This window comes from Microbacterium sp. C23T, assembly GCF_053345975.1.
The window spans coordinates 1-18749 of the sequence record NZ_JBKFBD010000051.1; the positions used below are offsets into that span (position 1 = coordinate 1).

Genomic DNA, 18749 nt, shown 5'->3' on the forward strand with positions numbered 1-18749 from the left:
ACGTGTTACTCACCCGTTCGCCACTGATCCACCAAGCAAGCTTGGCTTCACCGTTCGACTTGCATGTGTTAAGCACGCCGCCAGCGTTCATCCTGAGCCAGGATCAAACTCTCCATAAAAAAATGATTGCCACCCCCACCGGGAAAAACGGTAAAAGGGCAGCGAGTTCAACCATGACCAAAAACGAATATCAAACTGACATCCATGAATTGATCCAAAAAAGACCCCCACCAACCAGAAAAACTGGTCGACAGAGAAAAAAATTGGCATTTGACAAGTGCACGCTGTTGAGTTCTCAAAGATCGGACGCACCAACCCGCAACGAATCTCACGACCCGCTACCCGGCTGGGCAACTTCTCTATCTTACACATCCGCTCTCGCTTGTCAAGTCGGCTCAGCGAGGCACAAGACCTCACCACAGCCGGAGACCAGCAGTCACAGAAGTGGAAGAAACCCATCCTAAACCGGAACCCGGCCTGCTCGCCAGGAGCAGATCGGATGGGGTGGTTCGCAACTTGAGGGGAGCCAGACCCTGAGGCCTTTCGCTCTACCCTTTGGGGCGAACAACAAGAACATTACGTGGGTCCCTCCCTCACGTCGAATCCGCCCCGCTCCCCGGGCGTGTCGCAACGCTCCAACCCCGGAAACACGCGGAACTTCAGCGGAGCCCGCGCGCTAGCGTTAAGGCATGACCGAAGAACGATGGGTGTGGGGCGTCGGCCTCGCGACGACCGCCGAAGACGGGACCGTGCTCGACACGTGGTTCCCCTCCCCTGCTGCCGGACGCATCCCCCTGGGCTACGACCCTCAGATGCCGCCGGACGAGCTCGACCGCCTCGCCGTCGCCGACGAACGGCGCGCCGTCACGGTGGAGGTCGTCGCGATCGAGTCGGACCTCGATGCGGCGCCGGCATCGACTCCGGACGCGTACCTGCGCCTTCACGCGCTCTCGCACCTGCTCGTGCGCCCCAATGAGGTGAACCTCGACGGGATCTTCGCGCACCTGCCCAACGTGGCGTGGACGAACGCAGGCCCGATGCATCCCGACGCGCTCAACCGTCTGCGCCCGTTCCTCGTCCGGGAGGGCATCCAGGTACAGGGACTCGACAAGTTCCCCCGCCTGCTCGACTATGTCTCGCCGGCCGGCGTGCGCATCGCCGATGCGTCCCGCGTGCGGCTCGGCGCCTACCTGTCGCCCGGCACCACCGTCATGCACGAGGGCTTCGTGAACTTCAACGCCGGCACCCTCGGCCAGAGCATGGTCGAGGGCCGCATCTCGCAGGGCGTGGTCGTGGGCGACGGCAGCGACATCGGCGGCGGAGCCTCGATCATGGGCACCCTCTCCGGCGGCGGCACGCACAAGGTGTCCGTCGGGGCCCGCACGCTGCTCGGCGCGAACGCCGGTATCGGCATCTCGCTCGGCGACGACTGCATCGTCGAGGCCGGCCTCTACGTGACCGCGGGCACCAAGATCGTTTTGGCGGACGAGCCTCGCCGGGCCGACGGAACGCTTCCCACGGCGAAGGGCGCCGACCTCTCCGGCAGCACCGGGCTGCTCTTCCGCCGCAATTCGCTCACCGGAGCGGTCGAGGCTGTGCGCCGCGCCGGCGTGGGCGTCACCCTCAACGAGGCGCTCCACGCCTGAGTCCCGCGCACCGAGACCGCTCCGTCATCCACGACGGGGCGGTCTCGTCGTCTGCTGCCCCCGATCGCGAACGCCGGGGCGCGTGAGCCCGACGCGTCAGCGGCGGATGGCGTTGATCGCGAGATTGAGAACGCGTCGGCGCTGAGCCTCATCATCGAACGAGGCGACCGCCGCGACCCCGGAGACGAGCTTGACCACGTCGCCGATCGAGATGTCGGGGTCGACGTCGCCGGCCGCCTGGGCCCGCTCGAGCAGCGGCTCGCCCGCGGACAGCATGATCGTGCGGCACTCCGCGAGCACGGGTGAACGGCGGTTCAGCCCATCGAGCAGCGCGTGCTTCGTGCCGACGTAGGCGACGAACCGGTCGAGCCACGCGCGCAGCGCGTCCCACGGCTCGAGATCGGAGACCTCGTCCGCGGCGCGCGCGAGCGCGTCGACCTCCCCGAGGTAGAGCGTCTCGATGAGGTCGTCACGGGTCGGGAAGTTGCGGTAGAGAGTACCGATCCCCACGCCGGCGCGGCGGGCGATGTCCTCGAGGGAGGCGCCTGATCCCTCCTCGGCGAATGCCTCGCGGCCGGCGGCGACGAGCGCGTCGAAATTCCGCGCGGCATCAGCCCTTTGCGGACGACGTGCATCCAGCGCAGACACCCGCTCGACCACCGCCATGACCGCACCCTTCCGCTGTACCCGAGCCGCGCCCTCCGGCGACGGCGAAACCTGTGGTTGCGAAACGGAGGGACCCTCCGCTAATCTCAAAGCGGAGGCATCCTCCGTTCGGAGACCTCCCTCCACTTTATCCCGCATTCACCGGATCCGCACCCATCGGAAGGCCCGTCGATGCCCACTGTCCCGTTCACACCCCGCGCGGCGTTCGCGGCGATCGCTCTCAGCGTCGCCTCGCTCGCGCTGCTCCAGAACCTCGTCATCCCCGTCATCCCCCTCATCGCCGCCGACTTCGGCGTCACGGCGGATGCCGCATCCTGGACCAACACGTCCTGGCTCATCGCGGCGGCCGTCGCCACTCCCCTGCTCGGCCGCATCGGCGACCTCCGCGGCCGCCGCAACACGTTCCTGGCGGTCCTCGCCGTCGTCGCGATCGGCGACGTCGTCGCATCGTTCGCGCCGACCCTCGAGGTGCTCATCCTCGCCCGCGTCCTGCAAGGCGTGGGTGGGGCGCTGTTCCCGCTCGCGTTCGGCCTGCTCCGCGACGTCATGCCCCGCCACCAGCTCACCGGTGCGATCGGCGCCACCAGCGCCATCATCGGCATCGGCGGCGCGGCCGGCAGCGTGCTCGCGGGTCCCCTCGCCGAGCTCCTCGGGTGGCACGGGATCTTCGCCGTCCCGTTCGTGGCCGCGGTCGCGGGCATCGTGCTCACGATGATGCTCGTGCCGCCGGCAGGCCTGCGCGCGGTCGGCCGCGTCAATGTCCTCTCGGCCGTCCTCCTGTCGGGCTGGCTCATCGCGCTGCTCGTTCCGCTCAGCTCCGGTGCGCGCTGGGGCTGGACCGCCCCGCTCACCCTCGCGCTGTTCGGCGCCGCCGTGCTGCTCATGATCGCGTGGGTGGTCTCCGAACTCCGGTCGTCGGAGCCCCTCGTCGATCTTCGTCTCATGGCCTCGCGGGCGATCTGGCCCGTCAACGCCGCCGCGCTCCTCATCGGAGCCGCCGCCTTCGGGTTCTGGGGCTACCTTCCCCAGTTCCTCGAGACACCGGTCGACTCCGGATGGGGTCTCGGACTCGGCGTGCAGGCCGCCGGGCTGGCGCTGCTCCCGCTCCTCATCGGGATGTCGAGCGTCGGGTTCGCGACGGGTGCGATCGCCCGCGTCATTCCGCTCCGGCTCATGATGGGGCTCGGTGCCCTGCTCATGGCGGGCGGCGTCGTGTTCGCCGTGCTCGACCACGAGACGCTCGTCACCCTCGCGATCGCGGGCGGCGTCTTCGGACTGGGCATCGGCCTCGCGTACGCGTCGACGGCGAGCATCATCGTCGAAAGCGTGCCTGCCGACCGGACCGGGATCGCGACCGGCGTGAACGCCAATCTGCGCACCATCGGGTCGGCGATCGGCTCCGCATTCACGACGGCTGTCGTGTTCGGCGCGATCGAGCCCGGCGGCACCCCCGCGCTCGACGGCTACGCCGTCGCCTGGCTGACGCTCGCCGCGGGGGCGGTCGTCGCCGCGATCCTGGTGCTGTCCATCCGGCCGCGTGGACGGACGGATGCTGCGACCCACGGCGCGCTCGCGAACACCGACGACGCAGCACTGGCCGAAGTCGGCTGACTCACCGCGGCGGGCACAACCCCCTCAACGAGCGATGCCGCGCCCCACTCGGGGGCGCGGCATCCGTCATTTCCGCGTCAGGACAGACCGGGGTAGTTGCGCTCGGCGGCGCCGATGTACAGCTGCTGCGGGCGGCCGATCTTGGTCTGCGGGTCGCTCGCGGCCTCGCGCCACTGCGCGAGCCAGCCGGGCAGACGCCCGATGGCGAACAGGACCGTGAACATGCGGGTCGGGAAACCCATCGCCTTGTAGATCACGCCGGTGTAGAAATCGACGTTCGGGTACAGGCGGCGGTCCTGGAAGTACGCGTCGTTCAGCGCGATCTCTTCGAGCTCCTTGGCGAGGTCGAGGAGCGGGTCGCTCACACCGAGTGCCGACAGCACCTCGTCGGCCGACTCCTTCACCAGCTTCGCGCGCGGGTCGTAGTTCTTGTAGACGCGGTGCCCGAAGCCCATGAGCTTCACGCCGTCTTCCTTGTTCTTGACCCGCTCGACGAAGCGCTGCACGCTCTCGCCGGAGTCGCGGATGCGCGCCAGCATGTCGAGGACGGCCTCGTTCGCCCCGCCGTGCAGCGGTCCGTAGAGCGCATTGATGCCGGCGGAGATCGACGAGAACTGGTTCGCGCCGGTCGAGCCGACGAGGCGCACGGTCGAGGTGGACGCATTCTGCTCGTGGTCCTCGTGGAGGATGAGCAGTCGCTCGAGAGCACGCGACATGACCGGATTGACCTCGTACACCTCCGACAGCACGCCGAAGTTGAGCTTGAGGAAGTTGTCGACGAACCCGAGCGAGTTGTCGGGGTACAGGAACGCCTGGCCGATGCTCTTCTTGTGCGCGTACGCCGCGATCACGGGCAGCTTCGCGAGCATGCGGATCGTGTTCAGCTCGACGTGCTCGGGGTTGTTGGGGTCGGACTGGTGCTCGTAGTACGTCGAGAGCGCGGACACGGCCGACGACAGCACCGACATCGGGTGGGCGGTGTGCGGCAGCGCGGAGAAGAACCGCTTGAGGTCCTCGTGCAGCAGCGTGTGCCGGCGGATCTTCTCATCGAACTCGGCCAGCTCGTCGGCGCTCGGGAGCTCGCCGTAGATGAGCAGCCAGGCGACCTCGAGGTACGTGCTGTTCTTGGCGAGCTGCTCGATCGGGTAGCCGCGGTAGCGCAGCACGCCCTCGTCGCCGTCGATGTACGTGATCGCGGACTTCGTCGCCGCGGTGTTCACGAAGCCGTAGTCGAGAGCCGTGTAGCCGGTCTGGCGGGTGAGGGTGGAGAGGTCCACGCTCGGTGTGCCGTCGGTGCCCCGCAGCAGCGGGAACTCGGCGGTGCTGCCACCGATCGTGAGGGTGGCCTTCTCGTGCTGGGTGCCCGCGTCGCTCACGGCGCCTCCTCGCGATTTCTGGTCGTACCGGGGGTGTCGTCCAGTCCTGTACGGCGCCATGGAGAGGGCTGCAGCAGGACGGAGGGGCGGGACGGGGGATGCCGCGTCGCCGCGTTCCTACAGCCTAGTGCGCCGCCGCGCCTACTGTTGACACGACCAAAGGCCCGCGGCATCCGATAGAGGAATCCTCAGATCGAGATGTCTGATGCCGCGCGCAGGCGTGCGGCCGCGGCCGCGATGCGCTCGTCGGTCGCGGTGAGCGACAGCCGGATGTGCTGCGGGAAGTGCGTGCCGTAGAAATGGCCGGGACCGGCGAGGATGCCGAGATCGGCGAGGCGACCGAGGCTCTCCCACGCGTCGCGCCCCTCGGTCGCCCAGAGGTACAGGCCCGCCTCGCTCGCGTCGATGCGGAATCCGGCGGCCTCGACGGCGGGGCGCAGCACGTCGCGCCGACGGCGGTACAGCTCCTTCTGCGCGGCGACGTGGACGTCGTCCTCGAGGGCGGCGGTCATCGCCGTCTGGACCGGAAGCGGGAGCATGAGGCCGAGGTGCTTGCGCGCCGTGAGCAGACGAGCGATCACGGCGGGATCGCCGGCGAGGAACGCCGCGCGGTAGCCGGCGAGGTTCGACTGCTTGCTCAGCGAGTACACCGAGAGGATGCCGCTGAGGTCGCCGCCGGTCACGCGGGGGTCGAGTGCCGACGGCACCGGTTCGGCGTCCCACGGGGCATCCCACCCCAGTTCGGCGTAGCACTCGTCGGACGCGAGCACGGCACCGAGCTCACGGGCGCGTTCCACCGCCGCGCGCAGGGCGTCGACGTCGAGCACGCGGCCGTCCGGATTGCCCGGGGAGTTCACCCACACGAGGCGGGTGCCCTCGGGCCAGTCCGCGGGATCGTCGGCGGCGACGGGCGTCGCGCCGACGAGGCGCGCGCCGACCTCGTACGTGGGATAGGCCGCTCGGGGGTGCACCACGACGTCGCCGGGCCCGAGGCCCAGCAGCAGCGGGAGGAGGGCGACGAGCTCCTTCGAACCGACGGTCGGAAGGACGTTCTCGGGGGTCAGCCCGGGGACGCCCCGGCGGCGGCCGTACCAGCTCGCGATAGCCGCCCGCAGTTCCGGGGTGCCGACGGTCTGCGGATACGAGTGGGCGTCGGTCGCGGCGCGGAGCGCCTCGGCGACGACGGCGGGCGTGGCGTCGACGGGCGAGCCGATCGACAGGTCGACGAGCCCGTCGGGGTGGGCGCGTGCGCGCGTGGCATACGGCGCGACCGCGTCCCAGGGGTAGTCGGCGAGATCGGCGACCCCCACGTCAGTGTTCCTGCGGCGGGAGCGCCTCGATGATCGGGTGATCCTTGTGGATGACGCCGACCTTGGCGGCGCCGCCCGGGGAGCCGATGTCGTCGAAGAACTCGACGTTGGCCTTGTAGTAGTCCTGCCACTCGTCGGGCAGGTCGTCCTCGTAGTAGATCGCCTCGACGGGGCACACGGGCTCGCAGGCGCCGCAGTCGACGCACTCGTCGGGGTGGATGTACAGCGATCGATCGCCCTCGTAGATGCAGTCCACGGGACACTCGTCGATGCAGGCGCGGTCCTTGACGTCCACGCAGGGAAGGGCGATCACGTACGTCACCTGGCCAGTCTAGCCGCGACCTCCGATCACGATCCGCCGTGCGACGCGCTCACTCCATCCGGGGGATGCGATCCGGCCAGGCCACGACGAGTGCCACGAGGATAGGAACTGCGATCGTCCACACCACGCCGAGCCCGGACTGCGGCACGACGACCGAGCCGCCGGGGCCGCTGCCCGAGAAGACGAGGGTCGAGACCATCATGCCGAGACCGGTGGCGAGCGTCGCCCAGCGATCGGAGGTGAGCAGCCGCACGGCCAGCAGCAGCGCGGCCGAGCCGATCACGGCGAGGATCAGGCCGAGCGGGAACCAGCCGATCGCGTAGGCGTGGGCCACCGTGCCGGCGACGCCGTAGACCAGTCCCACCAGCAGGGCGACGATCCAGCTGCCGATGCGGGCGGGGACGGAAGGGCGCATGCCTCGATCGTACCGACCGCACCTGTGCTGTTCTCTCCGCTCGACGGCGATCGGGGCTGAACCGTCGGCTACGCTGCCCAGCCCCACAGACGCAGGAGTGCCGCGACGAGCGCGGCCGCGACCACCACGACGAGGAAGGGCGCCCGCAGCATCAGCAGACCCGCGGCGACGAGCACGGCCGGGACCCGCGCATCGACCACGACCGCCTGCCCCGCGCCGAGGGTCTGCACGGCGACGAGGGCGGCGAGCAGCGCCACGGTGAGCAGATCGGCGATGCGCATCGGCGTCGGGGCCTCGACCCACTTCGCGGGGATGAGATACCCCACGGTCTTGAGCGCGACGCAGATGATCGAGGCCACGAGGATGGCCGTCCACATGGTCACGGCAGCCCCTCCCTCTCGGCGACGTCGTCGGGTTCGGGCTTCACCCGGTCGTCCTTGCCGAGCCAGTTCGTCCAGCCGACCACGATCGCGACGAGGGCCGCGATGATGACAGGGAGACCGGGCATGAGCACGGGCGTGAGGACCGTCGCCACGACGGCCGCCGCCACGCCGACGACGATGGGCTGGCGGGCGCGCAGACGCGGCCACAGGAGGGCGAGGAACGCCGCTGCCGCAGCGGCGTCGAGTCCGTACGCCCGCACGTCGCCGAGCACGTCGCCGAGGAGCGCGCCGGCGAGCGTCGACAGATTCCACCCGACGTAGATCCCGATGCCCGTCACCCAGAACCCCAGCGTCCGGGCGTGCGGTGAGCGCTGCGCGAGCGCCACCGCGGTCGACTCGTCGATGGTGAACTGCGCCGCCGCGGCGCGGCGCCAGAAGCCCGCGCCGACCACCGGGGACATCCGGATGCCGTAGGCCACGTTCCGCACTCCGAGCAGCGCCGCGGAGGCGATCGCCGCCGGCACCGCGGCCAGTCCCCCGGCGCCCACGATGCCGACGAAGGCGAACTGGGATCCGCCGGTGAACATCACGAGACTCAGGACGCACGTCTGCCAGACGTCGAGCCCGGCCGCGACCGCGAGAGCGCCGAACGAGATGCCGTACGCACTCGTCGCCAGCGCGACACCGAGGCCCTCGCGGACGGCCCTGCGGCCCTCGCCGGCGCTGTGTGCGTCGTCGAAGTGCGGGTCGAGGGTCACCTGGTCATGCTACCGACGGCCTCGACATCCCCCGCCCGGCCGCACCGCGGCCCGTGGCACCCTTCGGATACGGCGGATGCCGCGACCCGCGCCCTTCGCAGGGTTCGGGTCGCGGCATCCGTGTCCGTGCTTACGCGTTGGCGTCCTGGCGCTTGAGGCGCGAGGCGGCGCGGCCGCGCTCGGTGGCGTCGAGGACCACCTTGCGGATGCGCACCTTCTCGGGCGTCACCTCGACGCATTCGTCGTCGCGGGCGAACTCGAGGCTCTCCTCCAGCGAGAGGATGCGGGGCGGAGTCATCGACTCGAACGCGTCCGCGGTCGAGGACCGCATGTTCGTGAGCTTCTTCTCCTTGGTGATGTTCACGTCCATGTCATCGGCGCGCGAGTTCTCGCCGACGACCATGCCCTCGTAGACCTCTTCGGTGGGCTGCACGAAGAAGCTCATGCGCTCCTGCAGCGCGATCATGGCGAACGGCGTGACGGCACCCGAGCGGTCGGCGACGATCGAGCCGTTCTGGCGGGCGACGATGTGGCCCGCCCAGTCGTCGTAGCCGTGCGAGATCGCGTTGGCGATGCCGGTGCCGCGCGTCATCGAGAGGAACTCGGTGCGGAACCCGATGAGACCGCGCGAGGGGACGATGAACTCCATGCGCACCCACCCGGTGCCGTGGTTGACCATCGTCTCCATGCGGCCCTTGCGGGACGCCATGAGCTGCGTGATCGCGCCGAGGTACTCTTCGGGGGCGTCGACGGTGAGGTGCTCGAAGGGCTCCTTGACCTTGCCGTCCTCGCCCTTGCGCGTGACGACCTGCGGCTTGCCGACGGTGAGCTCGAAGCCCTCGCGGCGCATGTTCTCCACGAGGATCGCAAGCGCGAGCTCGCCGCGGCCCTGCACCTCCCACGCGTCGGGGCGTCCGATGTCGACGACCTTCAGCGAGACGTTGCCGATGAGCTCGCGGTCGAGGCGGTCCTTCACCATGCGGGCGGTGACCTTGTGGCCCTTGACCTTGCCGACCAGCGGCGACGTGTTGGTGCCGATCGTCATCGAGATGGCGGGGTCATCGACGTGGATCGCCGGCAGCGGGCGGACGTCCTCGGGGTCGGCGATCGTCTCGCCGATCGTGATCTCCTCGATGCCGGCGATGGCGACGATGTCGCCGGGGCCGGCCTCCTCAGCGGGGTAGCGCTCGAGGGCGCGGGTCTTGAGGAGCTCGGTGATGCGGGCGTTCGAGTGCGTGCCGTCGTGACGCACCCACGCGACGGTCTGGCCCTTCTTCAGGGTGCCGTTGAAGACGCGCAGCAGCGCGAGGCGGCCGAGGAACGGGCTGGAGTCGAGGTTCGTGACCCAGGCCTGCAGCGGCGCGTCGTCGTCGTACGCGGGAGCCGGGACGTGCTCGAGGATCGCGCCGAACAGCGGCTCGAGGTCGGCGTTGTCGGGAAGCTCGCCATTGGCGGGACGGTTGCGGGATGCCGCGCCCGCACGCCCGCTCGCGTACACGACCGGGACGTCGAGCAGGGCGTCGATGTCGAGGTCGGGCACGTCCTCGTGGAGGTCGGAAGCGAGGCCGAGCAGCAGGTCGTGCGCCTCTTCCTCGACCTCGGCGATGCGCGCGTCGGGGCGGTCGGTCTTGTTGACGAGGAGGATGACCGGCAGCTTCGCCTCGAGCGCCTTGCGCAGCACGAAGCGGGTCTGCGGGAGGGGGCCTTCGCTCGCGTCGACGAGGAGCACGACGCCGTCCACCATCGACAGGCCGCGCTCGACCTCACCGCCGAAGTCGGCGTGGCCGGGGGTGTCGATCACATTGATCGTGACCGGGACGTCGGTGTGGGCACCGTTGTACGTGATCGCGGTGTTCTTCGCGAGGATCGTGATGCCTTTTTCGCGCTCGAGGTCGTTCGAGTCCATCGCGCGCTCTTCGACGTGTGCGTGCTCGCCGAACGAGCCGGTCTGGCGGAGCATCGCGTCGACGAGGGTGGTCTTGCCGTGGTCGACGTGAGCGACGATAGCCACGTTGCGGAGGTCCGGACGGAGGGCGCGCGCCATGAGGGAATCCTTGAAAGAGAATGGGGATGCCGGAATGCCGGCATCCCCATTCTATTGGGCGCTGCTGTGTATCGCCTTTCGGCGGCGGATCAGCCCTCCAGGCCTGCTTCGAGCAGGGCCGCGCGCGCCTCGCGGCGCACGCGCTGCTCCTCGGGGTCGGGCACCGGGATGGCGGCGATGAGGCGACGCGTGTAGTCCTCCTTGGGCGCGCGGAGGATCTGCCCGGTCGCGCCCTGCTCGACGATCTTTCCGTGGTGCATCACGATGATGCGGTCCGCGAGCGAGTCGACGACCGCCAGGTCGTGGCTGATGAAGAGGCATGCGAACCCCATGTCGGCCTGCAGCTGACGAAGCAGCTGCAGCACGGTGGCCTGCACCGAGACGTCGAGCGCAGAGGTGGGCTCGTCGGCGATGAGCAGCTTGGGCTGCAGCGACAGGGCGCGCGCGATGCCCACGCGCTGCTTCTGACCGCCCGACAGCTCGTGCGGGTAGCGGTTGCGGTACGCGCGGGGCAGCTCGACGGCGTCGAGTAGCTCCTGGATCTTCAGGTCGAGCTCTCGGCCCTTCGCGACGTTCGCCAGAAGCATCGGCTCGCCGATCGACTGGCCGATCGGGAGACGCGGGTTGAGCGACGACGACGGGTCCTGGAAGACGATGCCGACGTCCTTGTGCACCTTGTGCAGCAGGCGCCGGTCGGCCTTGGAGATGTCGTAGCCGACGACCTCGGCCTTGCCGTCCGCGATCGGGAGCAGGCCGATCGCGGCGCGTCCCACGGTGGTCTTGCCCGAGCCGGACTCGCCCACGAGGCCCGTGACCTCACCCGGGTAGATGGTGAAGTTCGCATGCTCGACGGCACGGAACGCGGGCACGCGCCCGCGCTTCGGGTAGTCGATCGCGACGTCGGCGAAATCGAGCACCGGGGCGCCGAGGCCCTGGCGGCGCTGCTCGTCCTCGCGCGCGGCGACATCGGCCAGGCGGATCACCGAGGTGTCCCCGGCGAGGGCGGCCGTGGTGTCGATCGACTCCCCCTGCGCGTCGCCGATGCGGGGCACCGCGGCGAGGAGCTGCTGCGTGTACGGGTGCGTGGGGCGGTTGAACACGGCATCGACCGAGCCGCGCTCGACGATCTCGCCCTTGCGCATCACCACGATGTCGTCGGCGATGTCGGCCACCACGCCCATGTCGTGCGTGATGATGAGGATCGCCGAGTCGAGGCGGTGCCGGAGGTCCCGCATGAGGTCGAGGATCTCGGCCTGCACCGTCACGTCGAGAGCCGTGGTCGGCTCGTCGGCGATCAGCAGTTGCGGGTCGCACGAGATCGACTGCGCGATCATCGCGCGCTGACGCTGGCCGCCCGACAGCTGGTGCGGGTACGAGTTGAACGCCTTCAGCGGATCGGGCAGCTCGACCATGTCGAGCAGCTCGAGAGCACGCGTGCGCGCGGCGCTCGGCGTCATGCCCTGGTGGATGCGCAGCGTCTCGATGATCTGGAACCCGACCGTGAACACGGGGTTCAGCGCGGTCATCGGCTCCTGGAAGATCACCGCGATCTCGCGACCGCGCACGCGACGCAGGTCGTCCTTGCGGAGGCCGAGGATCTCGCGACCGCCGAGCTTGACGCTGCCGGTCACCCGGGCGTTGGACGGCAGGAGCCCGAGCATCGCCATGGAGCTCGCGCTCTTGCCGGAGCCGGACTCGCCGACGATCGCGAGGGCCTTGCCCGACTCGACGGAGTAGTCCAGCTTCTTCGCTGCCGGCACCCAGTAGTTGTCGACGGCGAAGTCCACGGACAGGCCGCTCACTTCCAGCAGCGGACTGCCGGTCAGAGGAGTGGGGGACGCGTTCATTTCATGGTCCTTGTGGGATCGATTGAGAGAATGAGGGGGTGACCGACCGTGCGATCCGCATCGACTCCCGTTTCAACCGCATTGCTGCCGTCATCGTCTGGAGTCTTGCGGCGCTCGCAGTGATCACCGCCGTATGGAGCGCGGACCCGCGGCTGACGTGGGTCTACGCCGCCGCTCCGCTGGCGGCCCTGCTCGGCTGGATGGCGCTGTGGCGCCCCTGCGTCGAGGTGTCGGATCGCGGTGTGCGCATCGAGAACGTGAGCCACGACGTCGACGTGCCGTGGGAGGCCCTCGTGCACGTCGAGACGGCGCGGGCCCTGACGCTGCACACGCCGTCCGGCAGCTTCACTGCCTGGTCGGCGCCGGCGCCCGGCTTCTTCACCACGATGATGGGCAACGCGAAGGCCCGCCGCGAGGCGAGCGCCGCCGGTGGCGACGCCCGCCCGAGCGACCGCATGGGCACCGACTCGGGCAACGCGGCTCTCGTCGTGCGAGAGTCGTGGCGCAGCCGCCTCGATGCCGGTCAGGTCGAACTCGGCGTGGCCGATGAGACGCCGGTCAAGCGCCACTGGCACGTGACGTTCCTCATCGCGTCGATCATGCTCGCCGCGGCGTCGATCGCGCTGATCGTCGCCACCGGCTGAGAGCCTGGCGCGCATCATCCGCGACGATCCGGGTCGGGCGCGATCTCGTCGTCGAGGACGTCGTCCGGACGATCGCTCGAGACGCCTTCGACGATCGCCGCACCGCCGGCCGTGACCAGCGCGCCCTCGGGCACGTCGGCGGTCGTGCCGGCAACGATGACCGCATCCTCCGGGAGTTCCTTGACCTTGCGGAAGACGATGCGCTTCTGACGCGGGTCGAACGCGTCGCGCAGACCGTCGCCGACGAAGTTCACGAGGAGAGACAGGATCACGATGAACGCCGCCGGCCACCAGAACAGCCAGGGGCGCGTCTGGAACGCCGATTCGTTCGCTGAGATCAGCAGACCCAGCGACACATCGGGCGCGCGGACGCCGTACCCGAGGAACGACAGCGACGTCTCGAGGATGATCGCGGCGGCGATCAGCAGCGTCGTCGCGACGATGACCACGCCGATCGCGTTCGGCAGGATGTGCTTGAAGATGATGCGCGCATCCGACGCGCCGGCGACGCGTGCCGCCTCGACGAACTCGCGCTCACGCAGGGTGAGGAACTCCGCCCGCACGAGTCGGGCGATTCCCGTCCAGACGAAGAATCCGAGGAACAGGGCCAGCAGCAGCGGACCGAGGTTGCCCACGGCCGATCCGACGACCGCGCCGATCACGATCACGGGGATCACGATGACGATGTCGGTCAGGCGCATCAGCACCGCGTCGACCCACCCGCGGTAGTAGCCCGCGAGAGCGCCGACAACGACGCCGAGGAAGGCGCCGATGAGGCCGATGATGAACATCATGTAGGACGAGTTGACGAGGCCGCGCATGACCATCGCGAAGTAGTCCTTGCCGACCGTGTTCTGGCCGAACGGGTGATCGCCGAGCGAGAACGGCCAGAGCGTCAGCGTGGGCTTGCCGCCGTTGCTGATCGGGATCAGTTCTTCGTAGTTCCACTTCCACCAGCCCGGGATGGGCCCGATGCCGGTCGCCGAGATGGCGAAGCCGACGATGAGGACGAAGAGGACCGCGCTGACGACTGCGGGCTTGTGCGCGATGAAGCGTCGGAACGTCAGGCGTCCCTGGCTGATGCCGCGCTCGTCGGCGGTCTGGACGTGCACGCCTCCGTCGGAGGGTGCGGTGGGCGGCTCGAGGGCCGGATCGATGGGGATCGACATTACTTGACCCTCACTCTCGGGTCGATCGCCGAGTACGCGAGGTCGGCGAGGAAGTTGAACGTGATGGCGAACACGGCGATGACGACGAAGTACGCCATGACGGGGTTCGGGTCGGCGTGCGACAGCCCCTGGTTGAAGAGCGCACCCATGCCACTGAACGCGAAGATGCGCTCGGTGATGATCGCGCCACCGATCAGCGCGCCGACATCGGCCGCGACGATCGTCGTGATCGGGATGAGCGAGTTGCGGAACGCGTGACGCACCACGACCGTCCGCTCGGGAAGACCCTTCGCTCGGGCGGTGCGGATGTAGTCCTGGTTCAGCGTCTCGAGCATGCCGCCGCGGGCGTATCGCGTGTACGCGGCGAACGAGATGAGCATGAGGCTGATCGTCGGCAGCAGGAGGTGGGTGAATGTGTCGATGCTCTGGATCCACCAATCGCCCTGCAGATTGGGCGTCTGAGAGCCGATCGTCGCGATCGGCCGTCCGTTCACCTTCGGGTTGTTGACGTACGAGTTCCAGTTCTGCATGAACTGGTCCAGGATGATCACGCCCATGCCGAGCAGGCCCGTCAGGACGCCGATGCGGATCGCCTGCCCCTTGTCGTACTCACCGAGGAACCAGCCGGCGGCCGCGCCGACGAGAGCCGCCGCCACGAACAGGGCGAGCACCCCCCAGCCGTTGAACGACTTGAGGAACGGCTGCAGCACGAAGTACGCGGCGATGAGGACGATCGCGGTGACACCGGCGGTGCGCCATGCGTAGCGCGCACGCGGTCCGGCGATGATGAGGACCATTCCCGCGGCGAACGCAGCGATCAGCAGCGGCGTGAGGATCGGGCCCAGCGACGGGTTGAGGAACCACGCCGTCACGCTCATGCCGTACAGCATCGCTCCGGTGGTCACCACGGACGCGGCGAAGACGATCAGGCGGCGCTGCCTGGGTCCGCCGATGATCGCCTGCCAGAAGACGCCGGAGATGAGACTGAGTGCGATGATCCACGGCCATGTGAACACCGGACTGTCGAGCCAGTCGTTGAAGCCGAGGGCGAAGAAGACCTTGAGCAGAACACCCATCACGAACGACGGCAGCGAGTAGAACAGGAAGCTGGCGAACGTGAACGAGTAGTCGATGGCGCTGTACTGGCGAAGCGCCGACACGATGCCGACGAGGACGCCGAGGACGATGGCGAGGATCGTCGACGCGGTGACGAGCTGGAGCGTCGCGCCCATCGCACGTGCGAGGACGATCGTCACCGGCTGGTTCTGGATGGTGACGCCGAGGTCACAGCCGCCGAACGGGATGACGCAGCGGGCGGCGCCGAGCAGCCAGTTGAACCAGCGGACGGGAATGGGCTGGTCGAGGTTCAGCCACGCGATGCGCTGGGCGATCAGCGCGTCACGGTTCGGGCTGTTGGAGGCGTACAGGTCCTCGAGCGGATCCTTGGCAAGAGCCACGAGGGTGTACATCAGGAAGGATGCGGCGATGAGGATCAGGATCGAAACCCCGATGCGCCGCAGAACGAAGCTAAGCACTGGGCTGGCCCTTCATGCAGAAAAGGTAGCAGGCGGGCGACGGCGGCAGCAGAGGCCGGGCGTCGGGTTCGCCGGCTGTGGACGGGAAGACACACGCACGGGGCGCCGGGCTGTTCAGCACCCGACGCCCCATGGCGTGGTGTTTCAGATCGTCACCGGATTAACCGGCGACCGTCCACTCCCAGAAGTTCCAGAACACACCGGTCTGGTTGCCCATGAAGGTGATGCCCGAAACGCGGTCGGTGTGCGCCTCGAGGCCGGGGCCCTGGAAGAGCGGCAGACCGTATGCGTCGGAGAACAGCTCGGTGTCCGCCTCGATCGTCATCTCGTCGATCTTGTCGGTGTCGAGCGTCTGCGGGATCGTGCGAGCGATCTCGTCGACGGTGTCGTTGGCGTACTTGTTGAAGTTGCTGCCACCGAAGCTCGCGAAGATCTGCGGGATGGTGCCGTTGCCGACACCGGGCGAGATCCAGCCGAAGATGACGGCGTCGTAGATGTCCGAACCGAGCTGCGCGCTCCAGTCCTCACGGCCCACATCCTCGATCACGAAGCCGGCCTGCGAAGCCGAGGCCTGGATGGCCTCGAACGCCGCGACGCGGTTCGGGTTGTTGATGTTGTACATGAGGCGGATCGTCGGGGTCGCACCGGCGAGGAGCTCCTTGGCGCCCTCGATGTCGACATCGGCGTACGCGTCCGAACCGTTGGCCGCGACAGCGTCCTTGTACGGCTTCTGAGCCGGGATGAAGAGGTTCGAGTTGAGAACCTCAGCCTCGGGGTTGACGGGCTTGATGAGCGTGTCGACGAGCTGCTGACGCGGGATCGTCTTGAGGAACGCCTCGCGGACGTTCTTCTCGGCGAACGGACCGGCGAACGTCAGGTCGAGGTGGTCGTAGTTGAGCGCGTCGCCCTGGAGGACCTCCACGCCGTCGATCGCCTGCAGCGCGGTGAGGGTGTCGCCGCTCGCCTGCGGGGCGATCACGTCGACCTCGCCGTTCTGGAGGGCGGTCACCTGAGCCTGAGCGTCACCGATGAAGCGGATGACCATCTCGGAGAACTGCGGCTTGAGGTCACCGGTGTACTTGTCGTTGAGCTTCAGCGTCATCGACTGCGTGGGCTCCCACGAGTCGATGATCCACGGGCCGCTCGAGAGGTACAGCGACGGGTCGTCCGGCAGCGACGTCATGTCGAAGCCCGAGTTCCAGAAGTCGGCCGCAGCCTTCAGCGTCTCGTTGACCGGAGCCGGAGCGGCGGCGTCGCCGCGGGGGCTGGTCAGGATCGTGTCGATGAGCTCGGCCTGGTCGACGCCGGCCTTCTCGGCGACGACGTGGACCGGCTGGTCGATGAGACCGATGATGTTCCAGTCGACGAACGGGGTGTCGTACTCGAGCGTGAGCGACAGCTTGTCGTCGGCGACATCCGTGATCGTCGAGGTCTTGACGCCCTCGGTGCTGCCCGCGTACGCGAAGTACTTGGTGCCGCTCGTGGGCTCACCGGTCTCGGGGTCCAGCGTGGCGTCGTCGAAGACGCCCGACGTCGCTGCCCAGCCGAAGATCAGGTCGTCGGTCGTGATGGGCTCGCCGTCCGACCACTCGAGGCCGTCGTTGAGCGTGTACTTGACCTGGAGCGGGTCTTCGCTGACGATCTCCATCTTGCCGAACGACTCGTCGGGGACGACCTCGTAGGTGTCGCTGACGTAGTAGAAGCCGGCGCGGGTCAGGTAGTTGACCTTGCCGTTGATGTCGAGGTTGCCGTTGTCGCTGTTCGAGTTCGTGCCCGTGAACTCGTTCACCTCGGCGATGGTCACCGCGGCGTCGGCGGTGTCCCCGGTCTCCTCCGTCGCCGGCGGGGTCGTCGAGCAACCGGCGAGGACCAATGCGGTCACGCCGACGCCCGCCGCGACTCCGAGTGCGCGCATGCGCCACGTCGTCTTGTCAGACACTTGTGTCTCCTCTGTGCAGGGTAATGCGCGCGAATCCAGCCGGAAGCCGGACCTGCGCGCGGATGGGAAAACGATAAGCACCGGTTGTGAGATGGTCAAAACGATCGGCGAAAACGTTACAGAGCCTTAACTCAATCGACGCGGAGTGTGACAATCTGACAAGATGACGCCGCCGAACCGGCCCACAGGTCTGAGGGATTCGACTACTCTTTCGCCCCTCACGTCGTACGACCGCCGACGCCTCACGTGGGAGGTGTGGATCGTCCTCGCGATCACGGTCGGACAGTCCGCGCTGTACTCGGTGCTGTCGCTCGTGCGCAAGCTGCTCGCCCCCGTTCCGCTCGGCCAGCAGCAGACGCAGGTGAACCCCTCGCGGGACGCGCAGGCGGTCTGGGATGTCGTGTACCAGGTGCTCGCCGTCTTCTTCGCGCTCGCCCTCGTGGCACTTGTCGTGTACCTGCTCTGGGAGCCCGGCAGTAACGCGCTGCGCCGCATCGGCCTGGACTTCTCGCGCTTCGGCGGAGACCTCGGCCGAGGCATCCTTCTCGCCGCCGTCATCGGCGTGCCGGGGCTCGCGCTGTATGCCGCGGGACGCGCGCTCGGGGTCACTGTCGCCGTCGTCGCCTCCCCCCTCGACGCGGCGTGGTGGACCGTGCCGCTGCTGGTGCTGTCGGCGCTGCGGGCGGGGCTGACCGAAGAGGTGATCTTCATCGGCTACCTGTTCGACCGGCTGCGGCGGTTCGGCTGGAACGACTGGGCCATCATCCTGACCTCCGCCGGCTTGCGCGGCGCCTATCACGCCTACCAGGGCATCGGTGCGATCGTCGGCAACTTCGTGATGGGTGTGGTCTTCGGCTGGTGCTACCGCCGGTGGGGTCGCGTCATGCCGCTCGTCATCGCGCACACGCTCCTCGACATCGTCGCGTTCGTGGGGTATCCCCTGGCCGCGGCCCTCTGGCCGGGCGTGTTCGCCCCGATCCCGACCCCGACCCCCACGCCCACGCCGACGCCGACGCCGACCCCCCCGGGCCGCCCCCCCCCCGGGGCCCCCCCCCGCCCCCGCCCCCCCCCCCCCCCGCCCCCT

15 protein-coding genes, 1 rRNA gene and 1 pseudogene are annotated in these 18749 nt (G+C 68.6%); 4 read left to right on the forward strand and 13 right to left on the reverse strand.

Annotated elements, in window-relative coordinates:
- Nucleotides 1-119 (reverse strand): 16S ribosomal RNA (locus ACLBXX_RS19885); the annotation flags it as partial.
- Nucleotides 120-689: 570 nt separating this feature from the next.
- Between ACLBXX_RS19885 and dapD the strand changes: the two genes are divergently transcribed.
- Nucleotides 690-1646 (forward strand): 2,3,4,5-tetrahydropyridine-2,6-dicarboxylate N-succinyltransferase, encoded by a 957-nt coding sequence (dapD, locus tag ACLBXX_RS19890; protein ID WP_447659442.1) that lies wholly within the window; start codon nucleotides 690-692, stop codon nucleotides 1644-1646.
- Between the two features lie 96 nt (nucleotides 1647-1742).
- On the opposite strand, the gene ACLBXX_RS19895 is transcribed toward dapD, so the two are convergent.
- Nucleotides 1743-2312, reverse strand: a complete 570-nt coding sequence (locus tag ACLBXX_RS19895) for a TetR/AcrR family transcriptional regulator (RefSeq protein ID WP_447659443.1) — start codon at nucleotides 2310-2312, stop codon at nucleotides 1743-1745.
- Nucleotides 2313-2483: 171 nt separating this feature from the next.
- On the opposite strand from ACLBXX_RS19895, the gene ACLBXX_RS19900 reads away from it, so the two are divergent.
- A complete protein-coding gene (locus ACLBXX_RS19900; RefSeq protein WP_447659444.1) occupies nucleotides 2484-3923 on the forward strand; it encodes an MFS transporter in 1440 nt (479 codons plus the stop codon).
- 77 nt (nucleotides 3924-4000) lie between these two features.
- On the opposite strand, the gene ACLBXX_RS19905 is transcribed toward ACLBXX_RS19900, so the two are convergent.
- From ACLBXX_RS19905 to ACLBXX_RS19940, 8 genes are all read right to left on the reverse strand, one after another.
- A complete protein-coding gene (locus ACLBXX_RS19905; protein ID WP_387146136.1) occupies nucleotides 4001-5299 on the reverse strand; it encodes a citrate synthase in 1299 nt (432 codons plus the stop codon).
- Between the two features lie 188 nt (nucleotides 5300-5487).
- Nucleotides 5488-6609: a succinyldiaminopimelate transaminase gene (gene dapC / locus ACLBXX_RS19910; RefSeq protein WP_447659445.1), complete on the reverse strand. Its 1122-nt coding sequence runs from the start codon at nucleotides 6607-6609 to the stop codon at nucleotides 5488-5490.
- 1 nt (nucleotide 6610) lies between these two features.
- Nucleotides 6611-6931: a ferredoxin gene (fdxA, locus tag ACLBXX_RS19915; protein WP_018170155.1), complete on the reverse strand. Its 321-nt coding sequence runs from the start codon at nucleotides 6929-6931 to the stop codon at nucleotides 6611-6613.
- A gap of 49 nt (nucleotides 6932-6980) precedes the next feature.
- Nucleotides 6981-7346, reverse strand: a complete 366-nt coding sequence (locus tag ACLBXX_RS19920; protein ID WP_387146130.1) for a DUF6113 family protein — start codon at nucleotides 7344-7346, stop codon at nucleotides 6981-6983.
- A 68-nt stretch (nucleotides 7347-7414) separates the two neighbouring features.
- Complete coding sequence (locus ACLBXX_RS19925) at nucleotides 7415-7729, reverse strand: AzlD domain-containing protein (RefSeq protein ID WP_056367912.1); 315 nt, start codon at nucleotides 7727-7729, stop codon at nucleotides 7415-7417.
- On the reverse strand, nucleotides 7726-8487 hold the full coding sequence (locus tag ACLBXX_RS19930; RefSeq protein WP_310291858.1) for an AzlC family ABC transporter permease: 762 nt from the start codon (nucleotides 8485-8487) through the stop codon (nucleotides 7726-7728). Before ACLBXX_RS19930 ends, ACLBXX_RS19925 begins: the two co-directional genes overlap by 4 nt.
- A 130-nt stretch (nucleotides 8488-8617) precedes the next feature.
- Nucleotides 8618-10531: a translational GTPase TypA gene (gene typA, locus ACLBXX_RS19935; protein ID WP_447659446.1), complete on the reverse strand. Its 1914-nt coding sequence runs from the start codon at nucleotides 10529-10531 to the stop codon at nucleotides 8618-8620.
- Between the two features lie 89 nt (nucleotides 10532-10620).
- Nucleotides 10621-12378 (reverse strand): ABC transporter ATP-binding protein, encoded by a 1758-nt coding sequence (locus tag ACLBXX_RS19940; RefSeq protein ID WP_447659447.1) that lies wholly within the window; start codon nucleotides 12376-12378, stop codon nucleotides 10621-10623.
- 38 nt (nucleotides 12379-12416) lie between these two features.
- Between ACLBXX_RS19940 and ACLBXX_RS19945 the strand changes: the two genes are divergently transcribed.
- Nucleotides 12417-13022 carry a PH domain-containing protein gene (locus ACLBXX_RS19945; protein ID WP_447659448.1) on the forward strand — a complete coding sequence of 202 codons (606 nt, stop codon included), beginning with the start codon at nucleotides 12417-12419 and terminating at the stop codon, nucleotides 13020-13022.
- Nucleotides 13023-13036: 14 nt separating this feature from the next.
- Here ACLBXX_RS19945 and ACLBXX_RS19950 read toward each other — a convergent pair whose 3' ends face one another.
- The 3 genes from ACLBXX_RS19950 to ACLBXX_RS19960 form a co-directional block, all read right to left on the reverse strand.
- Nucleotides 13037-14191 (reverse strand): ABC transporter permease, encoded by a 1155-nt coding sequence (locus ACLBXX_RS19950; RefSeq protein WP_447659449.1) that lies wholly within the window; start codon nucleotides 14189-14191, stop codon nucleotides 13037-13039.
- Nucleotides 14191-15726, reverse strand: coding sequence for an ABC transporter permease (locus ACLBXX_RS19955; RefSeq protein WP_387146116.1), 1536 nt, complete (start codon nucleotides 15724-15726; stop codon nucleotides 14191-14193). Before ACLBXX_RS19955 ends, ACLBXX_RS19950 begins: the two co-directional genes overlap by 1 nt.
- Nucleotides 15727-15886: 160 nt before the next feature.
- Nucleotides 15887-17665 carry an ABC transporter family substrate-binding protein gene (locus tag ACLBXX_RS19960; RefSeq protein WP_447659450.1) on the reverse strand — a complete coding sequence of 593 codons (1779 nt, stop codon included), beginning with the start codon at nucleotides 17663-17665 and terminating at the stop codon, nucleotides 15887-15889.
- 163 nt (nucleotides 17666-17828) lie between these two features.
- Between ACLBXX_RS19960 and ACLBXX_RS19965 the strand changes: the two are divergent.
- A pseudogene (locus ACLBXX_RS19965) lies at nucleotides 17829-18641 on the forward strand (CPBP family intramembrane glutamic endopeptidase); the annotation flags it as partial.
- Nucleotides 18642-18749 lie beyond the last annotated feature (108 nt).

Excerpts from the sequence above, each read along its gene's own strand:
- ACLBXX_RS19940 (WP_447659447.1), bottom strand. The coding sequence starts at position 12,378 with ATGAACGCGTCCCCCACTCCTCTGACCGGCAGTCCGCTGCTGGAAGTG.
- ACLBXX_RS19895 (WP_447659443.1), bottom strand. The coding sequence starts at position 2,312 with ATGGCGGTGGTCGAGCGGGTGTCTGCGCTGGATGCACGTCGTCCGCAA.
- ACLBXX_RS19950 (WP_447659449.1), bottom strand. The coding sequence starts at position 14,191 with ATGTCGATCCCCATCGATCCGGCCCTCGAGCCGCCCACCGCACCCTCC.
- typA (WP_447659446.1), bottom strand. The coding sequence starts at position 10,531 with ATGGCGCGCGCCCTCCGTCCGGACCTCCGCAACGTGGCTATCGTCGCT.
- ACLBXX_RS19900 (WP_447659444.1), top strand. The coding sequence starts at position 2,484 with ATGCCCACTGTCCCGTTCACACCCCGCGCGGCGTTCGCGGCGATCGCT.
- ACLBXX_RS19920 (WP_387146130.1), bottom strand. The coding sequence starts at position 7,346 with ATGCGCCCTTCCGTCCCCGCCCGCATCGGCAGCTGGATCGTCGCCCTG.
- dapD (WP_447659442.1), top strand. The coding sequence starts at position 690 with ATGACCGAAGAACGATGGGTGTGGGGCGTCGGCCTCGCGACGACCGCC.